This window comes from Nitrospira sp. Kam-Ns4a, assembly GCF_965152595.1.
In genome coordinates this window covers 2,979,801-3,006,795 of sequence record NZ_OZ224218.1, presented here as the reverse complement: position 1 = coordinate 3,006,795, position 26,995 = coordinate 2,979,801, and the positions used below count along the sequence as shown (strand labels likewise).

At 69.7% G+C, this 26,995-nt stretch carries 23 protein-coding genes and 1 pseudogene; 14 read left to right on the top strand and 10 right to left on the bottom strand.

What is annotated here, in order from left to right:
* Positions 1-60 precede the first annotated feature (60 nt).
* Complete coding sequence (locus ACWHYQ_RS14955) at positions 61-1,347, bottom strand: MFS transporter (protein WP_447972915.1); 1,287 nt, start codon at positions 1,345-1,347, stop codon at positions 61-63.
* A gap of 161 nt (positions 1,348-1,508) precedes the next feature.
* Here ACWHYQ_RS14955 and ACWHYQ_RS14950 point away from each other — a divergent pair.
* Positions 1,509-1,748 (top strand): annotated as a pseudogene (locus ACWHYQ_RS14950) (DnaJ domain-containing protein); the annotation flags it as partial.
* Positions 1,749-2,222: 474 nt separating this feature from the next.
* On the opposite strand, the gene ACWHYQ_RS14945 reads toward ACWHYQ_RS14950, so the two are convergent.
* Positions 2,223-3,434, bottom strand: a complete 1,212-nt coding sequence (locus ACWHYQ_RS14945) for an amidohydrolase family protein (protein WP_447972914.1) — start codon at positions 3,432-3,434, stop codon at positions 2,223-2,225.
* Between the two features lie 225 nt (positions 3,435-3,659).
* Here ACWHYQ_RS14945 and ACWHYQ_RS14940 point away from each other — a divergent pair, with 225 nt between their 5' ends.
* Positions 3,660-5,000: a sensor histidine kinase gene (locus ACWHYQ_RS14940; RefSeq protein ID WP_447972913.1), complete on the top strand. Its 1,341-nt coding sequence runs from the start codon at positions 3,660-3,662 to the stop codon at positions 4,998-5,000.
* Here ACWHYQ_RS14940 and ACWHYQ_RS14935 read toward each other — a convergent pair.
* On the bottom strand, positions 4,994-5,599 hold the full coding sequence (locus ACWHYQ_RS14935; RefSeq protein WP_447972912.1) for a Tll0287-like domain-containing protein: 606 nt from the start codon (positions 5,597-5,599) through the stop codon (positions 4,994-4,996). The two genes, ACWHYQ_RS14940 and ACWHYQ_RS14935, sit on opposite strands and share 7 nt — an antisense overlap.
* Positions 5,596-6,810, bottom strand: a complete 1,215-nt coding sequence (locus tag ACWHYQ_RS14930; protein ID WP_447972911.1) for a pyridoxal-phosphate-dependent aminotransferase family protein — start codon at positions 6,808-6,810, stop codon at positions 5,596-5,598. The genes ACWHYQ_RS14935 and ACWHYQ_RS14930 overlap by 4 nt, the downstream gene beginning before the upstream one ends.
* Positions 6,811-7,006: 196 nt before the next feature.
* Between ACWHYQ_RS14930 and ACWHYQ_RS14925 the strand changes: the two genes are divergently transcribed.
* The 3 genes from ACWHYQ_RS14925 to ACWHYQ_RS14915 all read left to right on the top strand — a co-directional run bounded on the left by ACWHYQ_RS14925 (position 7,007) and on the right by ACWHYQ_RS14915 (position 13,570).
* Entirely contained in the window at positions 7,007-8,476 is a 1,470-nt protein-coding gene (locus ACWHYQ_RS14925; protein WP_447972910.1) for a CPBP family intramembrane glutamic endopeptidase, read from the top strand.
* A gap of 337 nt (positions 8,477-8,813) precedes the next feature.
* Positions 8,814-8,999: a hypothetical protein gene (locus tag ACWHYQ_RS14920; RefSeq protein WP_447972909.1), complete on the top strand. Its 186-nt coding sequence runs from the start codon at positions 8,814-8,816 to the stop codon at positions 8,997-8,999.
* An 80-nt stretch (positions 9,000-9,079) separates the two neighbouring features.
* Positions 9,080-13,570, top strand: a complete 4,491-nt coding sequence (locus ACWHYQ_RS14915; RefSeq protein ID WP_447972908.1) for a DEAD/DEAH box helicase — start codon at positions 9,080-9,082, stop codon at positions 13,568-13,570.
* Here ACWHYQ_RS14915 and ACWHYQ_RS14910 read toward each other — a convergent pair.
* Positions 13,494-13,952, bottom strand: a complete 459-nt coding sequence (locus tag ACWHYQ_RS14910) for a DUF3015 family protein (protein ID WP_447972907.1) — start codon at positions 13,950-13,952, stop codon at positions 13,494-13,496. The genes ACWHYQ_RS14915 and ACWHYQ_RS14910 overlap by 77 nt on opposite strands.
* A gap of 136 nt (positions 13,953-14,088) precedes the next feature.
* Here ACWHYQ_RS14910 and ACWHYQ_RS14905 point away from each other — a divergent pair, with 136 nt between their 5' ends.
* The 3 genes from ACWHYQ_RS14905 to ACWHYQ_RS14895 are packed head-to-tail and all read left to right on the top strand — an operon-like array spanning position 14,089 to position 17,009.
* On the top strand, positions 14,089-15,420 hold the full coding sequence (locus ACWHYQ_RS14905; RefSeq protein WP_447972906.1) for a 50S ribosomal protein L11 methyltransferase: 1,332 nt from the start codon (positions 14,089-14,091) through the stop codon (positions 15,418-15,420).
* Positions 15,421-15,478: 58 nt separating this feature from the next.
* A complete protein-coding gene (locus ACWHYQ_RS14900; protein ID WP_447972905.1) occupies positions 15,479-16,138 on the top strand; it encodes a class I SAM-dependent methyltransferase in 660 nt (219 codons plus the stop codon).
* Positions 16,139-16,163: 25 nt separating this feature from the next.
* Entirely contained in the window at positions 16,164-17,009 is an 846-nt protein-coding gene (locus ACWHYQ_RS14895; protein WP_447972904.1) for a formylglycine-generating enzyme family protein, read from the top strand.
* 51 nt (positions 17,010-17,060) lie between these two features.
* Here ACWHYQ_RS14895 and ACWHYQ_RS14890 read toward each other — a convergent pair whose 3' ends face one another.
* The 4 genes from ACWHYQ_RS14890 to thiD form a co-directional block, all read right to left on the bottom strand.
* Entirely contained in the window at positions 17,061-17,540 is a 480-nt protein-coding gene (locus ACWHYQ_RS14890) for a hypothetical protein (protein WP_447972903.1), read from the bottom strand.
* Between the two features lie 15 nt (positions 17,541-17,555).
* Positions 17,556-18,344 carry an alpha/beta hydrolase family protein gene (locus tag ACWHYQ_RS14885; protein WP_447972902.1) on the bottom strand — a complete coding sequence of 263 codons (789 nt, stop codon included), beginning with the start codon at positions 18,342-18,344 and terminating at the stop codon, positions 17,556-17,558.
* Between the two features lie 75 nt (positions 18,345-18,419).
* Positions 18,420-19,700, bottom strand: coding sequence for a hypothetical protein (locus ACWHYQ_RS14880; protein ID WP_447972901.1), 1,281 nt, complete (start codon positions 19,698-19,700; stop codon positions 18,420-18,422).
* A 10-nt stretch (positions 19,701-19,710) separates the two neighbouring features.
* Positions 19,711-20,499 carry a bifunctional hydroxymethylpyrimidine kinase/phosphomethylpyrimidine kinase gene (gene thiD, locus ACWHYQ_RS14875; protein WP_447972900.1) on the bottom strand — a complete coding sequence of 263 codons (789 nt, stop codon included), beginning with the start codon at positions 20,497-20,499 and terminating at the stop codon, positions 19,711-19,713.
* A gap of 291 nt (positions 20,500-20,790) precedes the next feature.
* Here thiD and ACWHYQ_RS14870 point away from each other — a divergent pair, with 291 nt between their 5' ends.
* A complete protein-coding gene (locus tag ACWHYQ_RS14870; RefSeq protein WP_447972899.1) occupies positions 20,791-21,000 on the top strand; it encodes a hypothetical protein in 210 nt (69 codons plus the stop codon).
* 828 nt (positions 21,001-21,828) lie between these two features.
* Positions 21,829-22,428 carry a hypothetical protein gene (locus ACWHYQ_RS14865; protein WP_447972898.1) on the top strand — a complete coding sequence of 200 codons (600 nt, stop codon included), beginning with the start codon at positions 21,829-21,831 and terminating at the stop codon, positions 22,426-22,428.
* A gap of 74 nt (positions 22,429-22,502) precedes the next feature.
* On the opposite strand, the gene ACWHYQ_RS14860 is transcribed toward ACWHYQ_RS14865, so the two are convergent.
* Positions 22,503-23,219: a tetratricopeptide repeat protein gene (locus ACWHYQ_RS14860; RefSeq protein ID WP_447972897.1), complete on the bottom strand. Its 717-nt coding sequence runs from the start codon at positions 23,217-23,219 to the stop codon at positions 22,503-22,505.
* Between the two features lie 187 nt (positions 23,220-23,406).
* Here ACWHYQ_RS14860 and ACWHYQ_RS14855 point away from each other — a divergent pair, with 187 nt between their 5' ends.
* The 4 genes from ACWHYQ_RS14855 to ACWHYQ_RS14840 are packed head-to-tail and all read left to right on the top strand — an operon-like array spanning position 23,407 to position 26,910.
* A complete protein-coding gene (locus ACWHYQ_RS14855; protein WP_447972896.1) occupies positions 23,407-24,186 on the top strand; it encodes an ABC transporter permease in 780 nt (259 codons plus the stop codon).
* Positions 24,186-24,959, top strand: coding sequence for an ABC transporter ATP-binding protein (locus tag ACWHYQ_RS14850; RefSeq protein ID WP_447972895.1), 774 nt, complete (start codon positions 24,186-24,188; stop codon positions 24,957-24,959). Before ACWHYQ_RS14855 ends, ACWHYQ_RS14850 begins: the two co-directional genes overlap by 1 nt.
* Complete coding sequence (locus ACWHYQ_RS14845) at positions 24,956-25,963, top strand: MlaD family protein (protein ID WP_447972894.1); 1,008 nt, start codon at positions 24,956-24,958, stop codon at positions 25,961-25,963. Before ACWHYQ_RS14850 ends, ACWHYQ_RS14845 begins: the two co-directional genes overlap by 4 nt.
* Positions 25,960-26,910 (top strand): tetratricopeptide repeat protein, encoded by a 951-nt coding sequence (locus ACWHYQ_RS14840; protein WP_447972893.1) that lies wholly within the window; start codon positions 25,960-25,962, stop codon positions 26,908-26,910. The genes ACWHYQ_RS14845 and ACWHYQ_RS14840 overlap by 4 nt, the downstream gene beginning before the upstream one ends.
* Positions 26,911-26,995: the final 85 nt, after the last annotated feature.

Here is a 26,995-nt window from a genome sequence, read left to right as displayed (position 1 = left end):
GATCGCCGCGGTCGCCCTCGTGATCTGGGGGTTTTTGCGGCTACTGGAGTAGTCGGCCCCTTAGTCCGGCAGAGGCTGACCGCGCGTTTCGGGCGCAAAGGGGAGGACGGCGAGGCCGAGCAGATAGATCAGCGCCACCGTGCTGGCGGCCTGGCCGAAGGTCCCGAGCGCAGTCACGAGGAAGCCGGTGAGAAAGGGCCCCAGGGAGGCGAGAACCCGGCCGGCGTTGAAGCAGAAGCCCGCGCCGGTGGCGCGCAGCCGCGTGGGGTACAGCTCGGGTAGGTAGATCGGGAAGCCGCTGAAGATGCCGTTGTTGAAGAAGCCGAGCACCGGCAGCAGCAGCAGGACGTGCCAGTAGGAATGGGGCGTGAGGAAGGTCACGGGCACCATCACGAGGCTGCCCGCACACATGACGGCGAACACGGCGCGGCGGCCCCAGCGATCAGCGAGCGGCCCGAAGCTGAGATATCCGAGGACGGCGCCGAGGTTCAATGCCATGATCGCGTAACTCACGTATTCCGCCAGGGCGGCCTTGCCGACGTCCTTGAGGTCCGGTAACGCGCCGATCAGCGTCGGCGTCCAGTTCGTCGCGCCCCAGAGCCCGAAGACCGCTACGAAGGCGAGGGAGGAACCCACGACCGTCGAGCGGCGAAGTTCCGCCTGGAAGAGGGCGGGCAGCTTGGTCTGGCGGCTCGTGCCGGCTTGGCGTTCCCGCTCGTGGGCCCGCACCCAGCGCTCCGGTTCCTTGACCATCAGGCGGACCAGCAACGCCACGAGCGCGGGCAAGATCCCGACCACGAACAGCACCCGCCAGCCGTGCCCCTTGAGCAGCAGGTTCACGGCGGCGGCGAGGAAGAAGCCCGCGGCCCAGGCGGATTGCAGGATGCCGGCGGCCTTCGACCGTTTGTCCTCGGGCCAGACCTCCGCCACAATCGCGGCGCCGGCGGCCCATTCGCCGCCGATCCCCAGCGCGGTCAGGAACCGGTAGAGCGCGAGATGCCACCAGTCCTGGGCGAGCGCGGCCATGCCGGTGAAGATCGCGTAGATCAGGATTGTCGCGATGAGCGTCTTCGTCCGGCCGAAGAAGTCGGCCACTACCCCGAAGAACACCCCACCCACCGCCCAGCCGGCGAGGAAGATGGAGAGGATGATCCCGCCGTACCAGCCGATCAGCTCGGGAGGCACCGGCCCGCCGCCGGCCTTGGCGCTCAGCAGCTCTTCGAGGGCCGGGTGGAGGACGATCGCATAGATCGTCGCGTCCATGGAGTCGAAGACCCAGCCCAGCCAGGCGACGAACAGCACCAGCCATTGATAGGGCGTCACGCCTTCGTACCAGGATCGCCTCATCGAGGGAGCCGTCGTGCGCGCCACTGTCCCACCTGTCTCCGATGATTCGGCCGTTCTCCCATACAGGAATCCTCGCGCCAGGTCAATGCCGGGCGTCCGCGCGTGCGGGGCCCAGGGCACCCGGTTGCGGACCGGTGGACCCGGTGCTATAGTCTCGCGCGATGGCGACGCTCGACTTCTACGCCACGCTCGGCGTCACCCGGGAGGCCTCGGACGAGGACATCAAGAAGGCCTACCGCAAGCTCGTCTTCCAGTACCACCCGGACCGCAATCCCGGCAGCAAGGAGGCCGAGGCGAAGATCCGAGAGATCAACGCCGCCTACGAGGTCCTCGGCGACCCCGAGACGCGCCGCTCCTACGAGCGGCTCCACTACGGCCTCTATCACGAATACCGGCCGGAGCCCCCTGATCCCGCCGTCGTCCTTGCGGAGATGGAGCGGCGGCTCGGCGACGAAGGCCGGAAGGAGGTCTTTACCCTGCTCATGAAGGACGTGGCGCGGATCAAGGCCGAGCTGGGCCTCATCCGCGAGCGGACCGTCGAGCGGCAGGGCTACGACAGCTTCCAGGAGACGGTGGTGCTGGAACGCGGGGCCGAGGCGCTGGCGGAGTTGCTCGGTGCGGAGGCAGAGGCGAAGCAGGAGAAGCTGGTCGGCGTGGCGTTGAAGATTCTGGTCAGTCAGCACGTGGTGAGGGGCGACGACGACCGGCAGGTCAAGGAGATGGAGGCTCGGCTCCGCGAAACGTACCGGCGGGGCCGCCTGCAAGGATTCCGGGACGCGCTCGAACTGTTCTACGCGAGAAGATCGTGATGCGCGACGAGTGAGGGGTGCTGGGTCAGTCTAAGGGCTTGTGTATCGCTGCTCACCGATCACGCATCACGGGGTTTTCACGAGGGCCCCCGCAACGAACCGGCCACCCTGCATCACGCCGACGATCCGCTCCCGGTCCCGGAGGAGGCCGATCCGCTTCAGGGGATTGCCCTTGACGATCAAGAGATCGGCGAGCTTGCCCGCCTCGATCGCGCCTACCTGGTCTGCGATCCCGAGCAGCCGAGCGGCCGCCCCGGTGGCGGCGACGATCGCCTGCATCGGGCTCATGCCCAGCGCCACCATCCGCTCCAGTTCCTGGGCGTTCTCGCCGTGATGGTTCGCGGGGGTGCCCGCATCGGTGCCGAGCGCGATCGGGATGCCCATGCGGTGCGCCAGCTTGAAGCTGGCCTCGTGCCGGGCCTGGAGCGTCCGGGCCTTGTCCAACGCCTCGGCCGGGATCGCGCAGGACGACCCCGCCTCTGCGGTCGTGGCCAGGGCCGAGAGTGTCGGCACCAGAAAGACGCCGCGCTCCCGCATGAGCGAGGCAGCTTCCTCGTCCATGAGGGTACCGTGCTCGATCGAGTGGACGCCGGCCCGGACTGCGTTCTTCATCCCCTCGGCACTGTGGGCGTGCGCGGCCGCGCGGCGCCCGGCCCGGCGCACCTCGGCGACGCCCGCAGCCAGCTCTTCGGAGGTCATCTGCGGGCGGTCCGGCGCGGTGCCAGGCGTGAGCACGCCGCCGGACGCGATGAACTTGATGACGTCCGCGCCCGCCGCGAGCTGCTCCCGGACGGCCGCGACTACCGCCGCCGGGCCGTCCGCCTCCCGGCCGATAAAGCGGGCGTGCCCGCCGGTCATGCAGATCGCGAGCCCCGCCGCGAGGATGCGCGGCCCGGGCAGCAGCCCGGCCGCGATGACCGCCTTGAGCGCGAAGATCGCATGGTCGCGGTAGCCCAGGTCGCGGACGGTGGTGAAGCCCGCCTCGAGCGTGAGCCGGGCAAACCGGCTGGCCTTGAGCAGGGTGAGCCCGGGCGACTCCTCTCGGATCGTGCGGATGACGTCCGCTTCCGCGCCGAGGCCGAGATGGACGTGGCAATCCATGAGGCCGGGAAGCACGGTGCAGCCGGCCGCGTCCACCTCGACCGCGCCTTTGGGCCGGGCCACGCCGCGATCCTCGCCGACGGCGGCGATGCGGTCGCCGCGGATTACGACCGTGGCCCGGTCGCGGACCCGTCCGAGGCCGTCAATCACCCGTGCGTGGCGCAGGACCCAGCTCATCTCGTCTCCCTGCCCCCTGTCGTCTGATCGGCCGCCCGCGGCCCGGTCGCCCCGTGGGCCTGTCCGTCCTCCCACGGATCCGATCGGGCCGCCGAACTGGTCCGCAGGGCAAGGGAGCGGCGGAGAGCCGCTCTGGAAGTTGGCCGGGGACAGGCGGGGGCTCGCGGTCCGACCTTGACAGGAATCGCCGATTGGCTACCATAGCACACCTCGGGGAGATTTGCTATGCCGGCCGGCCGCGGCCACCAGCAGCGGATTGCGCGTCTGCAGCGCGAGATCGAGGCCGTTCTCCGCGTCAGCCAGGCGCTCTCGCAACAGACCAACCTGGACGACGTCGTCGAGCACGCCCTGCGGACCGCGCTCGACGTGGTCGGGGCGGAGGCCGGCTCGGTCTTGCTCGCCGATCCCCAGACCAGGCAGTTGAACTTCCGGCACGTCATCGGCGTGAAAGCGGACCGCCTGCGCGGGACCGAGATTCCCTGGGACCAGGGCATCGCCGGGGCGGTGTTCACGTCCGGCGAGCCGCACGTGACCGCCAACGTCAAGCGGGATGCGCGGCACCTGGCCCAGATCGACGCCAAGACCGGCTACCGCACCCGCGACCTGATCACGGTCCCCCTGAAGCGGTGGCAGGGCAAGCCGATCGGGGTCCTGCAAGTCCTGAACAAGCGGAAGGGCCGGCTCGGCGAGGACGACCTCACCGTGCTGATGATCATCGGCGCGCTCATCGCGGCGGGCATCGAGCAGGGGCGGCTCTACGAAGAGGCCAAGCTGGCTGAGATGGGGCGCCTCGTCGGCGACATCGGGCACGACGTCAGCAACCTGATGACCCCCGTGATCTGCGGGGTGGGGATGCTCCAGTCGAGCCTGCACCAGTTTTTCGAGGGGTTGCCTCGCGAGCGGGCGGCGGAGGCGCAGCCGACGCGCGAGCTGTGCGACGAGGTCATCCGGATGTTGCGCGACACCGCGCGCCGCATTCAAGACCGGCTCAAGCAGGTGGCGGATTGCGTCAAGCGGCTCAGCGCGCCGCCGGAGTTTGCCCCCTGCGATGCGGGGAAAGTCATGGCCAGCGTCCTGGAGACGCTTCGGCTGTTGGCGGAGGAGAAGGGCGTGGGGCTCCGCGCCGAGGGCCTCGATGCCCTGCCGACGCTGCTGGCCGACGAGCGGCAGCTCTACACCGCCTTCTACAATCTGGTCAACAACGCGATCCCCGAGGTGCCACCCGGCGGCTCCGTCACAGTCAGCGGCCGCCTCGCGCCTGAGGGGGACGCGGTGCTGTTCACCGTGGCGGACACGGGGCGGGGCATGCCGGCGGCGGTGCGCGACAGCCTGTTCACCGACCGCGCCATCAGCCGCAAGGTCGGCGGCACCGGACTGGGCACCCGGATCGTCAAGAACGTCGTGGACGCGCACGGGGGCGAGATTAGCGTTGAGAGCGAGGAAGGGGTCGGCACGACCTTCCGAATTCGCTGCCCGCTGCGGCCGCCCGGGGCGGAGCCCATGCCCGCTGCCTCGGCGAAGGCTACGCAAAAGGCTGCGGCTGGCCGAGGATCAGGCGGTCACTGACCAACCGGGATCGAGATGACGATGCCGCCCATTACGTCGTTGAGCTTGAAGTCCCGCCGGGGACTGTTCATGTGCGAGTTGTGGCAGTCCACGCAGGCATGGCTAATGGCCAGGTCGGCGTAGATGGCCTGGAAATAGCGGTCCCGCCCGATGCGGACGAAACCGCTGTAGGGCCGGGAGGGATTCTTCGCGACGGCCTCGAGCCCTTGGCGCTCGAACTCGGTAGCGGGGGCGTTCCACACGTAGATGGGCCAGAGGCTGGCGAGGCGGAACTTGATGCCGCTCCCCTTCTCCGCGACGAGCCGCCCGCTGTCCATCAGGAACTGGGCGGGGAGCGGGAGGGCGTTCTGCTGCCGCCAATGCTCGGCCGCGACGACGATCCCCTTTTCCTGCATCTTGTCCACGACGTTCTTCGTGTAGACCGTCCGGCTGGCCTCGATCACGGCATGCACATACTCCGCGACCTTCTCCGGAGGGAGCGACAGGTTCTCCTGCTCTTCGCTGTTGAGGGAGGAGACCCCCCAGTAGGTTAGGGCGGCCACGGCCGCGAGCGTCACCGCACCCACGCCCCACAACGCGACTTGCTTGACGGTGGTCATGCCTCTCCTTTCTTGAGCCCCTGGGCCGGCTCGGCGTAGATCCGTGCGGCGGCCTCCAGCGCGGCGCCGGCTCGGCCGAGCCAGCCGCAGCGGATGAAGATCTCCTCCAGTGCGCTCAGCAGCGCGAGCACGTTGGGCCGGGTCGCGGATTCTCCCATCAGGCCGATGCGCCAGACCCGGCCCTGCAGCGGGCCCAGCCCACCGCCGATCTCGATCCCGAACTCCTGCAGCAGCGCGGCGCGCACGGCGCCCTCCGTGATCGGCGGCGGGACGACGACGCAGTTGAGGCTCGGCAGCCGATGCCCCTCCTCGGCGAGCGGCGCCAGACCCAGCACGCCAAGCCCGGCCAGGAGGGCCGCGCTGTGGAGCCGGTGGCGGGCGAACCGAGCTTCCAGCCCTTCCTCGAGCACCAGGCGGAGGGCCTCGCGCAGCCCGTACAGCATTGAGATAGGCGCCGTGTGGTGATAGGCCCGTTTGGACTCGGCCCAGTAGTCCGCGATCAGCGCAAAATCCAGGTACCAACTCTGACAAGGCGCCTTGCGCGCCCGCACCGCTGCCAGCGCGCGGTCGCTCACGGTGAGCGGTGCGAGGCCGGGCGGGCAGCTCAGGCATTTTTGGGTGCCGCTGTAGCAGACATCAATGCCCCAGGCATCCACCTCGACGGGGAGCCCGCCCAGGGACGTGACCGCGTCCACCACGAGGAACGCGCCGTGCTGCCGGCACAGCTCGCCGATCCGCTCCAGCGGCTGGTGGACGCCCGTGGAGGTCTCGGCGTGGACCAGGGCGACGGCCTTGACCGGACCGGAGCGGGCGAGCGCGTGTTCCACGGCTTCGGGCTCGATCGCCCGCCCCCACGGCGCCTCGATCCGGATCGGCTTGCCCCCGCACCGCTCCACCACCGACGCCATGCGGCCGCCGAAGACGCCATTGACGCCGACGAGTACCAGGTCGCCCGGCTCGATCAGGTTCACGAGCGCTGCCTCCATCCCTGCCGAGCCGGTGCCCGACACCGCGATCGTGAAGGCGTTGCGTGTGCGGAAGACCTGCCGCAGCAGGTCCTGGATCTCGGTCATGAGGTGCAGGAAGGCCGGATCGAGGTGCCCGAGCAGGGGTGAGGCCATTGCACGCAAAACGCGCGGGTGCACCAGGCTCGGCCCGGGACCGAGCAGGAGGCGGGGCGGAGGCGCAAGCTCGCCGATCGGCGCGGCCATGCGACGGAACTCCGGAACGGGTGCGGGCGGCCGAGTCGGCGCGGCGCGCGGCGCCGACTGGCCGCGAACGGGCGGTTCAGTATACCGAACTGCGCTCAGTTGCGCCAAGGGCGAGCGGGACGGCGCCCCCGTCGGCGGCCCCGCCCGAGCCGCTGTGGTATACTCCCGCCCCCTGCTCCGGGAGGGAGGGGCGGCTGTGACTCAGGAACGAACGGCGCTCATGGGTGGGACTGAGGGGGGCACGGGCGCGGCGCCGCCGAGCCGGTCCACCTGGTCGCGTGGGCTCACCGTCGCCAGCGCCCTGGTCCTGGCCGCCTGTCTCGCACTCTTCGCCTGGCTCCAGCTCACTGTCCCGCCGCTCGCGCGCGTCCCGTCGCCCGAGCGGGCGCTTGCGCTCACGGTCGGCCGCGCCCTGGACATCGAGGAGGCGCTCGCCCGCGCTCCCGTCCTGGAACGGGTCTTCTACACGATGCTGCTCGGGGCAGGAACGGGGGACCTGGAGCCGGCCATCGGGTGGTATGAGGAACTGGCCGGCGCCGTGGATGATCTCTCGGTGCACCTGCGCCTGGCGATCCTGGAGGGGGAGGCCGGCCGGACGGAGGCCGTCCGCCGGAAGGCGGAGGACTGGGCGCACCGCGTGGAGCCCTGGCCGTCCCTCGCCCGATTGGTTCGGGCCGCCTACCTGCCGACGCCTCTCCCGTCTGCGGTCGAGGAGGAGCTGCAGGCCGAGTTGGCCGAACTGCTGCCCTCCGACTGGTTCTACGACAAGCTCGCCCTCCGGCTCGCCCAACGTGCGGGCGACCGACTCCTGGAGCAGGCCACGCAGGAGGCCTGGGCGGCCCGCACGGCACCGCTGCTCTGGCGGCTCCGCCTGCTGGCCTTGGTCCAGGGGCTCCTGGCCGTGCTCGGAGGACTTGTCCTCCTCAGGATCGTCTTCGACAATCGAGGGCGCCGGCTCTTGCCCATCGGCACCGCACCGGTGCCGCCGCTCTGGCGGGGACGGGAGGGCGTCGTCGTGCTGATCCGGGGCGGGGCGCTTGGCGCAGCGCTCACGCTCCTGTTCCTGTTCGCCGACGGGGACAACTTGGTGCTCCGGCTGCTCGGAACGATCGCCGCCAGCCTGCCGCTGCTGGTGCTGGCCGACCGGCACCTGCTTCGGCCGGTCGGCTTGGGCTTCCGGGAAGGGTTGGGCTTGCGGCCGATGCCTGGCGCCCTGGGCCGGCTCGGGTTCGCCACGCTGGCGGTGGCCGCCCTCGATTTTCTCGGCGAAGCCGTCCTCGGTCTGGCGGCCGACGGGCTGGCGCTGACCAGTCACTGGACCGAGTGGTTCGACGCGGACCTGGTCTGGGAGCCGCTGCCTGTGGTGGCGACGACCCTGGTGGAATACGTGGTCTTTGCGCCGGTGTTCGAGGAGCTGGTGTTTCGCGGGCTCCTGTTCGGCACGCTCCGGCGCCGCTTCGGGGTGGGCACCTCCGCCCTGTTGAGCGCGGGGCTCTTTGCGCTCGCCCATGGATATGGCCTGTTGGGATTCGCCAGCGTCCTCTGGAGCGGGGTGGTGTGGGCGCTGGCCTACGAGAAGACCGGCAGCCTGCTGCCGGGCATGGCCGCTCACGCGATCAACAACCTGCTCGTCTGCCTCTCGGTCATCGGGATGCTCCGGCTTTAGGCCTCGATCGCCGCGAGCGACTCGTACAGGTCCGGGTGCCGGAACTGGTCGCCGAGAGCCCGCCGGGACGCCCCAGCGGCGGCGGGCTTCCTCGCAACTCACCACCCTGGCGCCCCGCAGTTTGTCAGGCTTTGCCGCCAAAGTTACAGGCGTCAGGGGAACCACCGACATCGCTGTCAAGAGAACCTGCGGTTTGGCGGCCAGTCTTCTGACTCCACCCTACATACCAGGTTAGAGTTTGGCGGTAGTGTAGGTACCCTGGCATCTCCATGGAAGGGGTGCGTCGCGGCTCGGACGCGCGGGATCCAGTGGAATTGCTCGCAGGGAGGGAGCGGTCATGGAATGCCGACGCTGCCGAGGGCTGATGGTGGTGGACGGACTGGTGTGCATGAACGAAGAGATGGTGTGGCTGACCGTCTGGCGCTGCATGAACTGCGGCGATCTCCTGGATCGCGCGATCGCATCGAACCGGCGGAGCCAGAGCCCCGACCCTGGGCCAGTCGTCTCCTGTGTGCAGGGATAGGGGCGAGGAAAAGCCAGGCGCCCCCGGGTCTCGGCGCCCGCCGGTTGACAAGCAGGAAATTCGCTTTAAGATGCGGCCGCATGGTCCTGTCTGGCTTTCACCCGGTCATCGCGGACTGGTTCCGCGGGCGCTTTGGCGCCCCCACCGCGGTGCAGGCGCAGGCCTGGCCCGCGATCGCCTCTGGCCGCCACGTCCTGATCGCCGCGCCGACCGGCTCGGGGAAGACCCTGGCCGCGTTCCTGACCTGCCTGGACGCCCTCTTTCGCCAGGCGCTGGCCGGCGAGCTGGAGGAGCGGACGCAGGTCCTCTATGTCTCGCCGCTCAAGGCGCTGAGCAACGACGTGCAGAAGAACCTCCGCCAGCCGCTGGCGGAGATCGCCGAGGCGGCGCTCGCGGCCGGATGGCTGTTGCCGGCCATCCGCGTCGCGGTTCGCACGGGTGACACCCCGGCCTCAGACCGCCAGCACATGTTGCGGCGGCCCCCGCACATCCTGATCACCACACCGGAATCCCTCTTCCTGCTCCTGACCGCCCGGAAGAGCCGCGCGTTGCTCCGCGACGTCCGCACCGTCATCGTGGACGAGATCCACGCGGTGGCGCCCAACAAGCGCGGCGCGCACCTGGCGTTGTCTTTGGAACGGCTGGAGGGCCTCACGCCTGTCAGCCCCCGGCGCATCGGCCTCTCGGCCACGCAGCGGCCGATCGAAACGATCGCGCATTTCCTGGTGGGTGCGGGAGGGGCGCGTGGCACGGGGCAAGGGGCGAGCGGTGAAGAGTCGGGTGCCTCGTGCCTGGTGGTGGACGTCGGCCACCAGCGAGAGCTGGATCTGGCGGTCGAGGTGCCGAAGGACGAGCTGGGCGCGGTGGCGACGAACGCGATCTGGAGCAACATCTACGACCGTCTGGCCGAGCTGGTCGCCGAACACCGCTCGACGCTCGTCTTCGTGAACACCCGCCGGCTCGCCGAGCGCGTGGCGCATGCGCTCGACGAGCGGCTGCGGGAGCGCCTGGGTGCCGAGGTCGTGGCTGCGCATCACGGCAGCCTGTCCCGGCAGATCCGGCTGTCGGCCGAGGAGCGCCTCAAGGGCGGGCAGACCCGCGTCGTCGTCGCGACCGCCTCGCTCGAGCTGGGCATTGACGTCGGGACCGTGGACCTGGTCTGCCAGATCGGCTCCCCGCGGGCGATCAGCACCGCGCTGCAGCGGGTCGGCCGGGCCGGCCATTGGGTCGGGGCGGTGCCGAAGGGGCGCTTCTTCGCGACGACCCGCGACGAGCTGGTCGAGTGCGCCGCCTTGGTGCAGGCGATCCGGAGCGGGACCCTGGACCGGATCGCAGTGCCGCCGGCGCCGCTGGATATCCTGGCCCAGCAGATCGTGGCCGAAGTCGCCGCGCAGGAGTGGGGGGAGGAGGAGCTGTTCGCCCTCTGCCGACGTGCCTGGCCCTACCGGGACCTCGCGCGGCAAGACTTCGACGCTGTCGTCCGGATGCTGGCAGAGGGCGTGACTACCCGGCGCGGCCGAGGACGGGCCTATCTCCACCATGACCGGATCAACGGCCGGCTCCGCGCACGCCGGGGCGCCCGGCTCGCAGCCATCACCTCCGGCGGTGCGATCCCGGACACGGCCAACTATGTCGTCGTGGCCGAGCCGGAGGGGACCGTGGTGGGGTCGGTGGACGAGGACTTCGCGGTCGAGAGCCTGGCTGGGGACATCATCCTGCTCGGCAACGCGTCCTGGCGCATCCGCGGCGTCGAGATGGGCAAGGTCCGGGTCGAAGACGCCCACGGGGCGCCACCGACGATTCCCTTCTGGCGCGGTGAAGCGCCGGCGCGCACGCGTGAGCTGTCCGCGGCCGTGGCGGCGGTGCGGGAGGAGATTGAAGCGCGGCTGCGGCCGGGCCCCGTCGGCGCGGCCGAGCCCGACCTGACGGAGGCGGTGCGCTGGCTCGCCGACGCCTGCAGCCTGGACCGCCGGGGCGCTGAGCAAGCCGCCGCCTACGTGGCGGCTGGCCGCGCCGTGCTCGGGACGGTACCGACCCAGCGGACCGTGATCGCGGAGCGGTTCTTCGACGAGGCGGGCGGGATGCAGCTCGTCCTGCACGCGCCCTTCGGTGGGCGGATCAACCGGGCCTGGGGGCTCGCGCTCCGGAAGCGGTTCTGCACGACGTTCGACTTCGAACTGCAGGCAGCGGCGACCGACGAGGGGCTGGTCCTCTCGCTCGGCGAGCACCACAGCTTTCCGCTGGCGGCGGTCTTCGAGTTTCTCCAGGCCGACGCCCTGCGGGAGACGCTCGTCCCGGCCGTGCTGGCCGCCCCCATGTTCGCCACACGGTGGCGCTGGAACGCGACGCGGGCCCTGGCCCTGCTCCGGTTCGCGGAGGGGCGCCGCGTCCCGCCTCAGATCCAGCGCATGCGGGCGGAGGACCTCCTCGCGGCGATCTTCCCGGGTGCGATGGCCTGCCAGGACAACCACCGCGACGATGCGGTCTATCAGGCGCCCACGGACCATCCGCTGGTCACGGAGACGATCCGCGACTGTCTGACCGAGGCGATGGATTTCGAGGGGCTCGTGGCTGTCCTGCGGCAGATCGAGCACGGCGAGATCCGCTGCCTGGCCGTGGACACGCCGGCCCCCTCGCCCTTCAGCCACGAGATCCTGAACGCGAATCCCTACGCCTACCTGGATGACGCGCCGTTGGAGGAGCGCCGCGCGCGGGCGGTGGAGATGCGGCGCAGCCTGCCGCCGGACCTGGCGGCGGGCCTGGGGGCGCTGGATCCGGCCGCCATTGCCGAGGTGGCGGAGGAGGCCTGGCCCGTCGTACGGGACCCCGATGAGCTGCATGACGCGCTGCTATCGCTGATCTGGGTGCCGGCCGCGCGGGCAGGCGAATGGGCGGCCCATCTCCCAGTCTTGCTCGAGACCGGTCGCGCGGTCATCATGGCGGTGAGACGCGGGGATGCGGGGACGCCGGGAGCCGATCCTCCCGCTTCGCCCTCTTGCCCCGTCGCCCCGTCTGAGACCGTGACCGGATGGGTCGCCACCGAGCGGCTGGCCGTGGTGCGGGCTATTTTCCCCGACGCCGTGCCGAGCCCGGCCGTGCCTGCGCTGGACCGCGGGGAGGCTGTGGCGACCCTCGTTCGGGGCTGGATGGAGAGCACGGGGCCAACGACGGCCGCGGAGTTGGCGGGGACGCTCTGCCTCCCGAGCGACCTCGTGCGGACGGCCCTGCTCCGGCTGGAGGCCGAGGGTCAGGTCTTGCGCGGTCACTTTCGGCCCTTTCCCCACCCAGCACCCGCTTCCGAAGAGTGGTGCGATCGGCGGCTCCTCACGCGGATCCACCGCCTGACCGTCGGCCGGCTGCGGCGCGAGGTCGAGCCGGTGACGACGGCGGACTTCATGCGGTTTCTCTTCCAGTGGCAGCACGTGGCGCCCGGCGCCCGGCTGCACGGAGAGGAGGGGCTGCTGGAGGTCATCCGGCAGCTTGCGGGCTTCGAGGCAGCCGCCTCCGCCTGGGAGCACTTCCTCCTGCCGGTCCGGATGGCCAAGTACGATCCCGCAGTCCTGGACCGCCTGTGCTTGAGCGGGGCCGTGGCCTGGGGCCGGCTCTCCCCGCATCCTGGATTGCTGGGACGGACCGGCGCGCCCGCCACCATCCAGGACAACGTGCGCGCTGGCAAGCCCCCACGGATCATCCCGACCAGCGTGGCGCCCCTGAGCCTCTTCCCGCGCGAGGACGCTGGCTGGCTGTTGCGCCTGGCCGAATCCGGAGAGGCCGGCGTCCGGTCGCCCGCGGGGCTCAGCGGCACGGCGCAGGATCTGCTTCGCTGGCTCGAGGCGCGCGGGGCGAGTTTCTTTACGGATTTGACCGCGGGCACGGGCCGCCTGCCGGCCGAGGTGGAGGATGGGTTGTGGGAGTTGGTGGCGGCGGGGCTGGTCACGGCCGACGGGTTCGACAATCTACGGGCGCTGCTCGATCCGCGGCGCCGGCGCGCCCAGGGCCGGGAGCGGGCGCGACGACCCCGCCACGGCACGGGGCGCTGGGCGCTCCTGCGTCTTCCCATCACCCCGCACTCCTCACCCACCACCTCCTTGGAGCCGATGGCCCGTCAGCTCCTGCGGCGCTATGGGGTGGTCTTTCGAGATCTGCTCAAGCGGGAGTCACTCTGTCCGGCCTGGCGGGACCTCCTCGTCATCTATCGCCGGATGGAACTGCGGGGCGAGGTGCGGGGCGGGCGGTTCCTCGGCGGGTTCACCGGCGAGCAATTTGCGCTGCCCGAGGCGGTCGAATCCTTGCGGGCGCTCCGCAAAGCGGCGGCTCGCGGCGGGCGCGGCCCGATGCAGGAGATCAGGCTCTCCGGCGCCGATCCACTGAACCTGGTTGGGGTGATCCTGCCAGGGGCGCGCGTGCCGGCCTCGCCGGCCTATTTCATTGTGTTCCGGGACGGGCTGCCGGTCCGCACCGGACTCGCCCGCGAGCCGACAGCCCCTGGGCTCGTTACGACGACGGAGTCGAGGGGCCCGGTCGAGGCCGCTCCGGGGTCAACTCCGGATGCCGCGCCAGCTCCCGCCTGAGCGACGCCAGCATCTCCTCGGGTGTCGTCCGATCCGTCCGGAAGAGCGTGACGTACCGCTCCCGGGTCAGGAGGAAGAACTCGCCCCGACGCTCAGCCGGCACGCCTAGCAACGTCCCCAGCGCGGTCAGGTACTCGCCGTCGCCCCGCGCCATCTCCTGCCGCAAATGGTCGAAGTTGATCGTGGCGAAGGCTGTGACCTTGTACTCCTCCCGGACCAAGCCCTCTTCACTGAACCAGGTCCGCCCGCTCGTGCTGGACAGGATGTCCGTCGTCGGGTCCGTCGTGGCCTTGGTCGTCCCCTTGGTCGTACAGGCTGGACCGAGCAGGAACAGCGCAACCAGCGGCAGCCATCGAGCGGATCGGCATTCCCTCCACGCCATACGGAGCCTCCTTGTTGCAGCGATGCTAGCACGCTACCAGCCGGCCCGTCGGTTAGTCAAGGAACGCCCGCCGCGGAGCCCGTGCAGCCGGGCGTCCAGCCTGCTATGATACCGGGCTACCGTGTGGCGGGGCACGATGCCTGAGGGCTGGATCGAGGTTCGGATCGAGGCGCCGGTGGACGCGGCCGAGCTGCTGGGGCTTCTGGACGCCCCGGACGCGGCTGGCGGCTGGCAGGACCACGGCGTGATCCGGCTATACTGGCCGGCCGACCGCTGGCGGCCGGAGCTGCTGTCCGCGGTACAGGCAGCGCTCAGGCGACTCGGCCAGGTGCCCGAGCAGGCGACCGTCCTGGCGACGCCGCTGGCCGATCAGGATTGGAATACCGTCTGGGCCAGCCAGGTCACGCCCATTCGGATCGGCCGGCGCGTCGTGGTCCGCCCCTCCTGGCACGCGGCCCTGCTCCTGCCCGGCGACATCGAGCTGGTGATTGATCCCAAGCAGGCTTTCGGGAGCGGCCACCATGCGACGACGCAGCTCCTCGTCGAACGGCTGGAGGTGCTTGTGCGCGGCGGGGAGCGGGTGCTGGACGTCGGGACCGGCAGCGGCGTCCTGGCGATGGCCGCGCTCCGGCTGGGCGCGGCGTCGGTCCTGGGCCTCGACTCCGATCCTGTCGCGATCGCCTGCGCGCGCGAGAACGCAGCGCTGAGTGGATGCGGCCCGGCGTTGGAGCTGCGAGTCCAGACTCTTAAGGACGCGGTGAGCCAGGGGGTGCGGGCCGATCTGATCGTGGCGAACCTGGACCGACGGACCTTGCTGGAGTCGGCCGCCCTGTTGGCGCAAGCCCTGACCCCAAACGGGATCCTGCTCCTGTCCGGCATCCTGGACGAAGATGCTGCGGACCTCGTCCCAGCCTTCGCCGAGGCAGGCATGATGGTCCAGGAGCGGCATGAGCGGGAGGGGTGGCTGGCGCTGACGATGACAACCTGGCCGGCGCGCGGGACCGGCCCGCGTCTATACCAGATCAATGTCTCCGATGGCGGCGTGCCGAAGCGGCCGGTCCCCGAAGCACAGGTCACGGTGGAGGGAATCCAGGGCGACCGCCAGCGCAGCCGCGCGGTCCACGGCGGGCCGGACCGGGCTGTCTGCCTCTATTCGCTGGAGCTGATCGAAGCCCTTCAGCGGGAAGGTCACCCGATCGGACCCGGCTCAGCCGGCGAGAACCTCACCCTGGCCGGGCTAGAGTGGGCGAGGCTCAAACCGGGTAGCCGGCTGCGGATCGGGGAGGCGGTCCGGCTGGAGATCACGAGCTACACGGCCCCCTGTTCGCTCAATGCCCGCTGGTTCCGACAGGGGAACTTCAAGCGCATCTCGCAGAAGCATCGTCCGGGGTGGAGCCGGCTCTATGCGCGGGTCCTGGCTGAAGGGGCCGTCCGGCCTGGCGATCCGGTGATCATCGAAGAAGCGTAAGACATGAGGCGTGCGCCGTAAAGGGAAGAGTCTGGTTGAGGCGGGACGAGGGGCGCGCATGGAACGGAGGCTGGAGCCTGAGCTGATGGACGATCCCGAGCAGGCGCTGGCCTACGCGAGGGCCGATTTCGAGGAGGAGAACCGGGGGTTCGTGGCGCGCTTCCACGAGTACTTTCCCGATTTCGACGGCGGCCACGTGCTGGACCTCGGCTGCGGGCCAGCGGACATTACGATCCGGTTCGCGCGCGAGTGGGCCGGCTGCTCGCTCACCGGCGTGGATGCCTCGCCGGCCATGATCCGGCTCGCCGAGGAGGCGGTGCGGGCCGCCGGCCTGACCGACCGCGTCGCGCTTCGGTGCGAGCGCGTGCAGCAGTTCGCCCCATCCGAACCGGCCGACGCGGCGATCTCGAACAGCCTGCTCCATCACCTGCCGAATCCCTATCAGTTCTGGCACGTGCTCCGGAGGCTCGTGAAGCCCGGCGGCTGCGTGCTCGTGATGGATCTGCTGCGGCCGGAGTCGCCGGAAACCGCCCAGGCGATCGTGGACCGGTACGCTGCCGGCGAATCCCCCCTCCTCCGCCGCGATTTCTACAACTCGCTCCTGGCCGCCTTCACCGAGGACGAGGTGGCCGCCCAGTTGGCGGAGATGCACCTGACCCGCCTCCTGATTGACGTCCCGGACGACCGCCACTGGGTCGTCGGCGGACGGATCTATTGAAACGATGCCTGCGGAACGCCGAGCGATGCACGCGGGGCGAGCGGCTGTCTTCCTGGGTCTCGTCGTGCTGGTTATGGCGTGCTGGGGTGTGGAGGGCGACGCCCAGCTCGGCAAGCTCCGCCAGCTCCAGAAGGACGCGCAGGAGGCGCCAGCCGGGGCGGGCGACGAGACGCCGATGGCGACCGTGCCGGCGGGCGAGTTCTGGATGGGGGTGGATGGCCCACTGGGGCTCGAGGACGAGCGGCCCCGCCACCGGGTCTGGCTCGATACCTTTGCCCTGGACCGCTACGAGGTCACGACGGCGCGCTATGCGCGGTTCCTCGCGGCGACGGGGCGGCAGCCGCCCTGGCTGTGGGAAGCGGTGGACCTGGCCATCCACGGCGACCGGCCGGTGATCGGGGTGGACTGGGAGGACGCGGAGGCCTACTGCCGCTGGGCGGGCAAGCGGTTGCCGACGGAAGCCGAGTGGGAGAAGGCGGCGCGGGGTACGGACGAGCGCCACTACCCCTGGGGCAACCAGCCGCCGACGCCGGAGCTGGCGAATTTCGCGCTCGGCGCCCGCTTCAGCTACAGCCAGGTGCTCATGCCCGTGCACCACTACGAGCGGGGGCAGAGCCCCTACGGCCTTTTCCAGATGGCCGGCAATGTCTGGGAATGGGTGCAGGACTGGTATGACGCGGGCTATTACGAACGGAGCCCGGCGCGCAACCCCCCTGGCCCTGAGCAGGGCCAATTGAAGGTGCTGCGGGGCGGTTCCTGGTCCGAGCTGCCGAAGTATCTGCTGACCTACGGCCGCTTCAAGCTCCCGCCGAACACGCGGAACAGCTATACGGGGTTCCGCTGCGCAAAAACGGTGACGGGTGACAGGTGACGCGTGACGCGGGACGGCGGCTGAGGCTCTGTCCCGCGTCCCCGTCCCGTGTCACGGTCTTAAGAGGACGGCGGCGATCACGAGGACGGTCAGGGCGGCGAGGATCGTGAGATAGATCGTGACGCTTCGGTCAGTCCGCCATACGGTCTGCCACTCCTCCGGGTACAAGGACTTGCCCAGCAGGTAGAGGTCCGGGTCGTAAAGCCCCAACAGCCGCTCGATCTCGATCAGCGCCTGCTTGGCCATCCGGTGGCGCTCGCGCTGCTGGAGGATCAGGTAGGCGAAGACGGCGGAGAAGAGCGCCACGCCGGTGATCGCGAAGATCGCCACCGTGAGATCGGACTTGACCCGGGCGGGCGAGGTCGGCACCGCGAGCATGGTCACGAGCAGCAAGACCAGGAACGCGCTCGCGAAAGCCGTGAGCCGCATCATCTGCTCCCGCCGGCGGAAGACCTCCTCCTTGTACCAGGGATAGAGGATCTTCAGGACCTGCAGCTTCTCTTCCTCTTTCAGGCCGTTGGTCTCGGGCATGAAGGCGCTCCCTGTTTAGGCTGCTCCGCCGCCGAGGTGCGCGGTCAGCCAGTCGGTCACCAGCGTCGTCATCGTCCGGAAGTCCTCCGGCTTCGTAAACCCGTGGTCCGCGCCCGGCAGGATCTCCAGGCGCTTCTCCGCCCGGAGCGCCTCGAGGAGCCGCCGGCTCTGGTGGAGCGGCACGTACTCGTCCCGATCGCCCTGGACAATCAAGGTTGGCGCCGTGATCGCCCTGGCCGGCTCGTAGGCCACGTGACGGACACAATCCTCGTAAAAGCGGTACCGCAACCGCAGCCGACCCAGCTTCCCCGTGACGTCGGGAATCGTGTCGGTCGCCTTCCACTCCGCCAGGCCCTGCTGTGCGAACTCCTGCTCGAGCATCTCGGGAAAGTCGGGCACCGGGCACTTGAGCGCCAGACAGGCGAGCCGGCGGCCGTTCGCTGGCCAGCGGGCGGCCGCCAGGATCGCCACGAGTCCGCCGAAACTGGAGCCGACGAGCCCGATGCGGCGATAGCCCTTGTCGGCGACGAGGTCCAGGGCGGCCAGTGTCTGGCCCAGCGCCCGCGCCACCGTGATCTCCTCGAACGGCCCCTCGCTCTCACCCTGCCCGAAGAAGTCGAAGCGCAAGGTGGCGATCCTGCGTTCGCTCAGCAGCGCGGTCAAGGTGCGGTTGGTCATGCTGTTCTTGTTAGAGAGGAATCCGTGACAGAGGACGGCGATCCGGTCGCTGGCGTCGGGTGGCGTCTCGATCAGGCCTGCGACGCGGCGACCATCAGGATCGGTAAAGTGCATGGCCCGCTCCATGGCGGCATTCTAACAGAACGGCGGGCTGTGAGGGAGAGCCGGATCGGGGCGAAGGGCCTGGCCCGAGCGCGTCGTTCAGACGGGAGGCCGGTGCAGCATTGCCAGCAGGACCTTGCCCGTCGCCAGCCCGATTCCCGCCAGGAGCAGCCCACCGCTCGCCAGGCTGGCGACGAGGATCTCGGTGGACAGCAAAGGGAAGTGCCAGACCAGCGCCGCGACGACGGCGAGGCCCAGTGTGCCAAAGCTGAGCGTCCAGACCTGGACCGGGCGCCACTGTTCCATGATCCCGGTCAACTCGGCCAGGTAGGCGCCGCGCTTCTTGGTGCTGGCGACGCGGGCGACCGCGAGCATGATTGGCAGGAGGTGGGTCAGCGCGCCGACGACGGTCTGGAAGATGAACCCCACCAGGGTGAGGTGCGTGTAGGCCATAAGATGCAGGGCACCGAACGGCACGGCTGGCGGGTTCCAGAGGTAGTTCACGCCGACCAGTAGGCCGGTCCCGATCCCGACAACCAGGAAGAAGGTCGCGATGAGGAGGTGGTCCGATGCCGCGCCTGTGGGGCGTCCGGCGTCGAGCCAGGTGCGGAGGATGTTGTACGTGTACAGCAGTGCGCCGACGAAGATGGCGGCGCCCCCCGCGATCTCGATGGCCACGTCGCCGAGCAGGAACCCCCCGACGAGGACCAGGATGCCGGCTGGTAGGATGAAGAACGTCAGGCGCGCCAGGCGCGGGCTGTGGAGTGGGGCCTGCAGCACCGTGGGAAAGAGGTTGTGCATCGTGCCAATGATCGTCAACGTCACGAAGCCGAGGAGGTTGAGGTGAATGTGGGCGAGGCGGGCCCGCCCGTACGTCTCCGCCGGGAAGAGCCGCCCGGCCATGCCTTCGCCCGCGCCAAGCCCGCCGAAGAGCAGGAGGAGCGCGACCCCGTAGAACCACAGGTTGAGCGGGGGCGAGTTCAGGCTGGCCCGCGCCTGCCGCATCGCGTCGCCGGCGACCGAGAGGAACGCGAGCGGGACCAAGGCCCCCGCGGCGGCGACCACGGTGTTCTGTCCGAGGGCGAAGCCGACCAGGAGGCCGACGGCGCCCGCGTTGATGACGAGGTAGAGCACCGGATGCGAGGGCACCCGGTCCCGGCCGGTGAGCAGCAGTGGCGGGATGAAGGCCAGCAGCGCGCCGAGGATCATCTGGGCGACCCCGCCGACCAACGCGGCGTGCGCGTGCAGGAGCCGGAGCCAGGGGGGCAGGGGCTTCCCGAGGACCGGCCCGAGGAAGAGCGCGAGCCCCGCCAGCGAGGCAAGCACCAGCCAGAAGAATCCCGTTATGAGGAACAGCGGCGGGCGGCAGGCCTTGAGCACCGTCGTCCCCTCAGTCCATGAGAAAGTAGAAGTGGTGGGTGGGGCCCCGGCCGTGGCCGATCGCGAGGTGATGCCGGATCGCCTCGGTGATGTAGCGCTTGGCGGCCTGGACGGCGTCGGGTAGGGGCTTGCCCTTGGCAAGCTGGGCCGCGATCGCCGAGGCGTAGGTGCAGCCCGTGCCGTGGGTGTGGGGGGTGTCGATAAACTCGCCCTTGTACAGGGTGAAGAACCGCCCATCGTAGAGCAGATCGGTCCCGTGCTCTGCGAGCAGGTGCCCGCCCTTGATGAGGACGTGACGACAGCCCAGCTTGTGGATGGCCTTGGCGGCCTGGCGGGCATCCGCGAGCGAGGCGATCGGGCTGCCGGCCAGCCGCTCGGCCTCGTGGACGTTGGGCGTCACGAGCAATGCGAGCGGGATCAGGTCGGCCTTGACCCGCTCGATCGCGTCGTCCCGCAGCAGGGCCTGCCCGCTCTTCGCGACCATCACCGGATCCACCACCAGGGTCGAGACCCCGTACTGCTTCAGCTTCCGGGCGACCGCCGCCACGATCTCGGCCGTGGAGAGCATGCCGGTCTTGACCGCCGCCACGTCGAAATCGTCGAAGATCGCGTCGAGCTGCGCCTCGATCACGGAGACGGGCAGGTCATGGACCGCCGTCACGCCCTTGGTGTTCTGGGCCGTGATCGAGGTGATCACCGACATCCCGTACACGCCGTTGGCGGCCATGGCCTTGAGGTCCGCCTGGATGCCGGCGCCTCCGCCAGAGTCGGAGCCCGCGATGGTGAGGACCTGTTGCATGAGCCGTCCCTGATGGCTGGTGTCCAGAAGGTCTGCGTCCCGGCTGCTTATGTATACGAATTGTCCCACGAGAGTAAAGAGAGACTGCGATTGCCCGATCCGCTGTGAAGCACGACCATCCAGCGGATATGAGCGAGCCCGACCCCCGCATGATCCTGCGCCGGCTGCTCCTCACGGTTCGCCGCCTAGAGTGAGCCTGCGGACCTGCAAGGACGATGGAGCCCTGGCCTCCTCCAGCGTTGATGTTTCACGGAGGGCGTGCTAGCGTTCGGCGCGTCAGGCGAGGGGCCCATGCCGAGGAAGGATCGCTGTCGGGAGACGAAGCCGGTGCCGGGCGGCCTGCCACTCGATCCGGTCATCGAAGCCTACAAGCGCGACATTGACCGGACGCTGCTCCGCGAAAATCTGAAACTGACGGTCGAAGAGCGGTTTCTGAAGCTCATGGAGTTGCAGCGGTTTGCCGCCGAGCTCCGCCAGGCTGGCCAAGACGCCAGGCGATGACCGATTTTGCCTCCCTGATCCGACCCCTCGCCCAGCACAACGTGGAGCTCCTCCTGATCGGTGGGGCCGCGGCGACGGCGCACGGATCAGCCAGGCTGACGTAGGATCTGAACATCGTCTGTCGGCGCACTCCAGACAATATCGTGCGTCTGGCTGCCTGCCTCGGCCCCTCTCATCCCTACCTGCGCGGTGCCCTCCCGGCCTGCCGTTCCGTCTCGACGCCGAGACGATTCGACGCGGCCTCAACTTCACCTTGACCACGGATCTCGGCGCGCTTGATCTGTTTGGCGAAATCCCTGGCGGCGGAAGCTACGAGGACCTCCGGCGCGATACCGTCGAGCTCACGCTGTTCGACGTGACGTGCCGGTGCCTGGACTTGAGACGGCTCATCGCGGTCAAGCGGGCGCCCTGCCGCGCAATTTGGAGGCCATCGCCGAGTTGCAGGCACTGCTCGATGAGAGCGAAGGGCTTGCCCCGTCTGGTTCCGATCCTGCGAGCTGACGCTCCCTTCGCTGTGCCGTGTCGTGGCATAGCACAGCCCCATTGCACCAACAAGGCCATGGGGGCCCTATGGAAAGAGTTCCCAAATCATACGCGCTAGGGCTACAGGCAATGGGGCTTCCCGCTTCCGCAGTCAGAAGCTGACACAGCCAGTGCGGGCGGGCGACGCGGGCGCCAGGGGGGCGCCCAACACCGGCAGAAACCCGGTCGGCGGGTCGAGCCCGAACCGAAACAGGCTGCGACCCAGGCGAACGGCAGGGCGGGTTGACCGTCAGCGGAACCAGTGGGTAAAAAGGGAAGGTCCAATCCCACTTCTCGTTGGTGCTCGTGAGACTGGCTCCGTTGAACGTGCCGCCCCGTCGCGGGCCCGACCGGGTCCTTCTCTTGACCTGCGTCATCTCGCTGCTGGCGCTCGGTATGCTCGCCGGCGCGCCGCAACCGGAACGGGCTCACGTCTCGCAGGAGTCGCCCATCGGGCAGATCCTCCGGGCTTCGGACTGGAAAGGCGGCATGGAGTCCTCCGACGGGGAGTGCTCGGCCGCCTCGGGCGAATACTCCTATTGGGTCTACGCCACCGCGACCCGGTGCGGCGTGCCGCGCGCCCAGGCCGACCGCGTCGTGTCCATCCGCCAGCCCGTTCCGGGCATGGCACCGCTCACCGCGAAGGCGCGGCTCCCCGGTGGTCGCTACGCGGTCTGGGTGTACGGCGCCGGGCAGTCGGAAGGTCAGCGGGTCCATCTCTGCGCCAAGACCTGCGTGATCGGCCCGGTGCCCGCGACGCCTGGCTGGGCCTTCATTGACTGGATCGAACTGCGGGACAACCAGATGCTGTTCTTTCGCACCTACCAGCAGCCCGAGGGCCAGCGCGTGGACGTGCAGGCTGTCATGCTCTCGTCCAGCGACACTCCGCCGGACTGGGTGCCGTGAAAGGGGCCGTCACTCGGTAGTCGTCACTCGTCCTACTACTGACCATGGGCCCATTGATAGCTCCGCCTTGGACGCTACTCCCGCGCGAACAGGGAATCGAGGATCCGGCGGGCGGCGCGCGCGACCCGGTCGGGGTCCTGCTGGTATGCCAAGACCGTCTCCAGCAGGTGGTGGGCGTCCGCGTTGTCCGGCTTGAGCTGCACGGCGAGCCGGAGGGCCTCGGCCGCGCCGGCTGGGTCGCCCTGCACCATGCGGACCAGCCCGAGGTCGGCGTAGGCTTCCGCATCGTCCGGCTTCAAGTGCGTGGCTGTGCGGAGCGCCGCGGCCGCGTCGGCCCAGTCCCCGTGCGCCATCAGCGAGCGCCCCAGCCAGTAGAAGGCCTCCGCGTCGCTCGGCCGCAGCCGAACCGTGGCCCGCAGGGCTTCGACCGCGCTCGCCCAGTCGTGCCGGTCCATCAGGACGACGCCGAGCTCGCGGTAGGCTTCCACGTACTCCGGCTTCAGCCGGATGGCCGCGCGAAACTCCTCGATCGCCCCGGTCAGATCTCCTCGGTGGTGGAGCGCCGCGCCGAGCCGGAAGCGGGTCTCGGCGTCGTCGCCCTTGAACTCGGGGGAGGCGCGCAGGGCTTCACGGGCCTTGCGGAACTCCGCCTCCATGCCCTCCTCCGTGACGGCTGCGTCGGGAGGCACGCTCTCCGCCGCCCTGCCGAATGAGGGCGATCCCGCGAAGGGCGGGGCTCCCGCTGCGGTCAGCAGGAGGACGAGCGCGAGGCAGTGACGCGGAAAGGGCATGGCTCCCCATGGTACGCCCCGGCCGGCTACCGGACAAGGGAGTCGAGGGCCAGACCGAGCGGCACCGGGCGTCGCCCGCCGCGGTTTCATTGCTTTGCCGGACCGATTCCCCTAGAATCGGTCCGAGTTTCCTGCTCTGCTCGGCGAGGAGTCGCGCGCGTCGCCGCGCGGACGAGGCGGCCCAGCGATGCTCACGGCGGTCGGCCAGAGGGTCCTGGATGCGTACGGCTACCTAGCCGACCTGGCCACCCTCGTCTACGGCTCGCTGCGCGAGCTGCTCTCCGCGGGTCGGCAGGGGCGCGGGGAATCCTTCCGCGTTATCACCCGCCAGATCCTCTTCACGGGCGTGGATGCGCTCCCGGTGGTCAGCGTGATCGCGCTGATGCTCGGCTTCATCATCATCACCCAAGCCGGCACGCAGTTGCCGAAAGTCGGCGCCGGGAGCCTCATCGGCACGATCATCGTGGTCGTCGTCATCCGAGAGTTGGGGCCGCTCGTGACCGCCGTGATCGTCGTGGGGCGCTCGGGCACGGCGATCACGACCGAGCTCGGGTACATGCGGGTCGGCCACGAGGTCACGGCGCTCGAGCTGATGGGGATCCGGGTCCTGCGCTTCATCGTCATGCCGCGCCTGGTAGGCATGATCCTGTCCATGATCTGCCTGACCCTGTACTTCGACGCCGTCGCCGTGCTCGGTGGCTTCGTGGTGGCCAAGGCCAAGCTGACGGTTCCGTTCGAGGTCTTCGCGCAGGCGATCACGCGCTCGCTCTCGCTCACGGATCTGGCCGTCACCGTGACCAAGGGCGCGCTCTTCGGCACGGCGGTGGCGGCCATCTGCTGTCATCACGGCCTCTCGGTCCGGGCGTCCTACACGGAAGTGCCGCAGCAGACCACGAAAGCCATGATCAACTCTGTCACGATCTGTCTGATCCTGGACATTCTCGTGACGGTCACCGCCTACTTTTGATGGCCGCGATCGAGCTGTCCGGCGTGTCCGTGGTGATGGAGCAGGAGGCTCTCCGGGCCGACTTCACGCTGTCGGCCGAAGCGGGGCAGTTCGTGGCCCTGGTCGGGCCGAACCGCTCGGGGAAGAGCCTGATCCTCAAGCTGTGCGCCGGACTCGTCGAGCCGGACGCGGGCACGGTGCGGGTGCTGGACCGGGATCTCGCCGAGCTGACCGAGGAAGAGCGGGACGAGTTCCGGCTGCGCGTGGGCGTCGTGCTCCAGCAGCCGGGGCTCCTGAGCAACCTGACCGTGTTCAACAACGTGGCGCTGCCGCTTCGGTATCACCGTGGCCTCGAGCAAGAGGCGCTGGAACCCCTCGTGATGGCCTGGCTGGAGCCGCTGGGGCTGGCGGCCGTGCGGAACCGCTTTCCCGCCGAGCTGAACCAGGGCGAGGTGCGCGGCGCGGCGCTCGCGCGGGCGCTCGTCATGGAGCCGGACCTGCTGCTCCTGGATGGGCCGACGGAGGGGTTGGACGCCACCATGGCGACCACGCTGGGCCGCCTGCTGGCAGAGCTGCGGCGGGCCCGGCCTGTCACGATCCTGGCGACCCTGCACGGGTATTCCCCTTTGCTCGAGCAGGCCGATCGCGTGGCCTTCGTCCGCGCGGGCCGGGTCCTCCGGGCGGGCGCCTATGCGGCCCTCCTGGCCGGCGCCGACGCCGAGATGCGGCCGTACCTGGAGCCGGTCCTGTCCGCGTCGAAGACTCTCAACCCAGGCGATGAGGTGTTGCGATGAAGATGCATTACTCCCATCGGTTATCCTCGGGCCGGATCGCGCAGATCGTTGGGGCCTTCGTGCTCGTCCCGCTGCTCGGGCTGGCGATCGTCGGAATCTTCATGGCCAAGTCGGCGCACCTGTTCGAGGAGAAATTCGTCCTCCATACGAGCCTCAAGAACTCCTACGGCCTCGAGCCGGGTGCCCCGGTGCTGATGTCGGGGATCCCGATCGGCAAGGTCTTGACCGTGGAGTTCACCCCCGAGGGGACGGTGGACGCGACGGTCGAGCTGCTCGCGCGCTACCACGGGATGGTCAAGGAGGACTCGGTCGCGACGCTGACCAAGAGCATGCTGGTGGCGGGGGCGACCCAGGTCGAGATCTCCATGGGCAAGGGCCAGCGGCCGCTGGCCGACGGGTCGTTCATCAAGGTCCAGGAACCGACGGACTACCTGGCGATGCTCCAGGACCTCAAGGGCGAATACGACCGGGAGGTGAAGCCGGTGCTGGAGTCGGTCCAACGGACGGTCCTGCGCGTCGAGGAGATCACGAAGGACGTGCAGGGCATGGTGCAGACCGGCCACCGGATGCTCGCCACTGTGGAACGGGCGAGCCGCGAGCTGCCCATGCTCGTAGAGTCCGCCCAGCGCACTGCGGTCATGATAGAGAAGACGGCGGCCGGCCTGCCGGAGATCACGCAGAATGTGAAGAAGACCCTGACCGTGGTGGACGTGGCTCTAGGTGACGTGCGGAAGACGACAAGCAAGCTCCCGGCCATCGCGGATTCGGCGCAGGAAGCCGTGAACAACATCAGGGCTACGACCGAAGCCGTCAAGGGCATGACGAAGGAGATGCCGGGGATCGTCCAGACCGCGCACACCACGCTGGAGGACGTGAGCGCGATCGTGCGCGGAGCCAAGAAGACGTTTCCGGTGAGCGCGATGGTCAAGAAGGGAGAGCTGCCGGCCGAGGCGGGGCCCGCCAACGGGCTGCTGAGCCTCAGGGGAGAGGCGGGGTTGCGGTGAGGTCCGTCCGGGGAACAGCCGGCTGGCTCGCGCTCGCGCTGCTGGCCGTGGTGCTGGCGTGCGCCAACGGGCCGCGCGAGGAGGCGCCGCCCCTGGCCGCGAAGGTGCGCGCGCTGCACCTCCAGGGCCAACGGCTCCTGGAGCGTGGGGAGCGCGACCGGGCCAAGGAGGCGTTCGAGGAGGCCCGGCGGCTGGCGGAGAGCCTCGACGATCTCCCGGGACTCGTGCAGGCCCTCAACGATCTCGGCGGCGCCGCCGCGCAGGAGCGTGCCGTGGGCACCGCGGTCGCGTTCCACCGTCGCGCGCTGGCGCTCGCTAGGGATCTCCGGCGGTCGGACCTGATCGTGGAGTCGTTGGCCCATCTCGGCACCGCGGTGCAGCTCGCGGGGAATCGGGACGAAGCGGCGTCGCTCTACCGGGAGGCCCTCGCGCTCGCGCAGGCGGAGCGGGACCGGCACAGCGAGGCGGCCCTGCTCAACAACGTCGGGTTGCTGGCGAAGGAAGCCGGCCGGACGCAGGAGGCCGCGGCGTCGTTTCGGGCCGCGCTGGCCCTCAACCAGGTCCTCGAGAACCGCCGGGGCCAAGCCGCCAACCTGGCGAACCTCGGGCTGCTGGCGGAGGAGGCGGGGCACCTCGACGAGGCGCGGGCCCGCTACGACGAGGCGCTGGCGCTCGACAAGGCGGTTGAGAACCGGGCCGCGATCGCGGGCGATCTGGCTAACCTGGCTCGCGTCGCCGAGAAGCAGAACGACCAGGAGGCCGCCTTCGGGTACGCGCAGCGTGCCTACTGGACCTACCGAGCCATCGGGGACACGGGGCGGGCCCTCGTCGAGCTCCAGCGCGCGCTGGCGCTCTCGCGCGCGCAAGGGCGGGAGGGCGACGCGAAGGTCCTCGAGGGGGATCTCGATGCCCTGCAGCAGTCCAGCCCCGCCGCCCCGCGCCCGTAACGCCCGACCCTGCGCCGCTCGGCGCTCCTTCCTCTCGTCCCTCCGCTCGACCCGGAACGACCGGCCCAGCGGCCTCACTGGATGG

Coding starts and splice junctions, on each gene's coding strand:
- ACWHYQ_RS14955 (WP_447972915.1), bottom strand. CDS start 1,347: ATGAGGCGATCCTGGTACGAAGGCGTGACGCCCTATCAATGGCTGGTG.
- ACWHYQ_RS14945 (WP_447972914.1), bottom strand. CDS start 3,434: ATGAGCTGGGTCCTGCGCCACGCACGGGTGATTGACGGCCTCGGACGG.
- ACWHYQ_RS14940 (WP_447972913.1), top strand. CDS start 3,660: ATGCCGGCCGGCCGCGGCCACCAGCAGCGGATTGCGCGTCTGCAGCGC.
- ACWHYQ_RS14935 (WP_447972912.1), bottom strand. CDS start 5,599: ATGACCACCGTCAAGCAAGTCGCGTTGTGGGGCGTGGGTGCGGTGACG.
- ACWHYQ_RS14930 (WP_447972911.1), bottom strand. CDS start 6,810: ATGGCCGCGCCGATCGGCGAGCTTGCGCCTCCGCCCCGCCTCCTGCTC.
- ACWHYQ_RS14920 (WP_447972909.1), top strand. CDS start 8,814: ATGGAATGCCGACGCTGCCGAGGGCTGATGGTGGTGGACGGACTGGTG.
- ACWHYQ_RS14915 (WP_447972908.1), top strand. CDS start 9,080: ATGGTCCTGTCTGGCTTTCACCCGGTCATCGCGGACTGGTTCCGCGGG.
- ACWHYQ_RS14910 (WP_447972907.1), bottom strand. CDS start 13,952: ATGGCGTGGAGGGAATGCCGATCCGCTCGATGGCTGCCGCTGGTTGCG.
- ACWHYQ_RS14905 (WP_447972906.1), top strand. CDS start 14,089: ATGCCTGAGGGCTGGATCGAGGTTCGGATCGAGGCGCCGGTGGACGCG.
- ACWHYQ_RS14900 (WP_447972905.1), top strand. CDS start 15,479: ATGGAACGGAGGCTGGAGCCTGAGCTGATGGACGATCCCGAGCAGGCG.
- ACWHYQ_RS14895 (WP_447972904.1), top strand. CDS start 16,164: ATGCACGCGGGGCGAGCGGCTGTCTTCCTGGGTCTCGTCGTGCTGGTT.
- ACWHYQ_RS14890 (WP_447972903.1), bottom strand. CDS start 17,540: ATGCCCGAGACCAACGGCCTGAAAGAGGAAGAGAAGCTGCAGGTCCTG.
- ACWHYQ_RS14885 (WP_447972902.1), bottom strand. CDS start 18,344: ATGGAGCGGGCCATGCACTTTACCGATCCTGATGGTCGCCGCGTCGCA.
- thiD (WP_447972900.1), bottom strand. CDS start 20,499: ATGCAACAGGTCCTCACCATCGCGGGCTCCGACTCTGGCGGAGGCGCC.
- ACWHYQ_RS14870 (WP_447972899.1), top strand. CDS start 20,791: ATGCCGAGGAAGGATCGCTGTCGGGAGACGAAGCCGGTGCCGGGCGGC.
- ACWHYQ_RS14860 (WP_447972897.1), bottom strand. CDS start 23,219: ATGCCCTTTCCGCGTCACTGCCTCGCGCTCGTCCTCCTGCTGACCGCA.
- ACWHYQ_RS14855 (WP_447972896.1), top strand. CDS start 23,407: ATGCTCACGGCGGTCGGCCAGAGGGTCCTGGATGCGTACGGCTACCTA.
- ACWHYQ_RS14850 (WP_447972895.1), top strand. CDS start 24,186: ATGGCCGCGATCGAGCTGTCCGGCGTGTCCGTGGTGATGGAGCAGGAG.
- ACWHYQ_RS14845 (WP_447972894.1), top strand. CDS start 24,956: ATGAAGATGCATTACTCCCATCGGTTATCCTCGGGCCGGATCGCGCAG.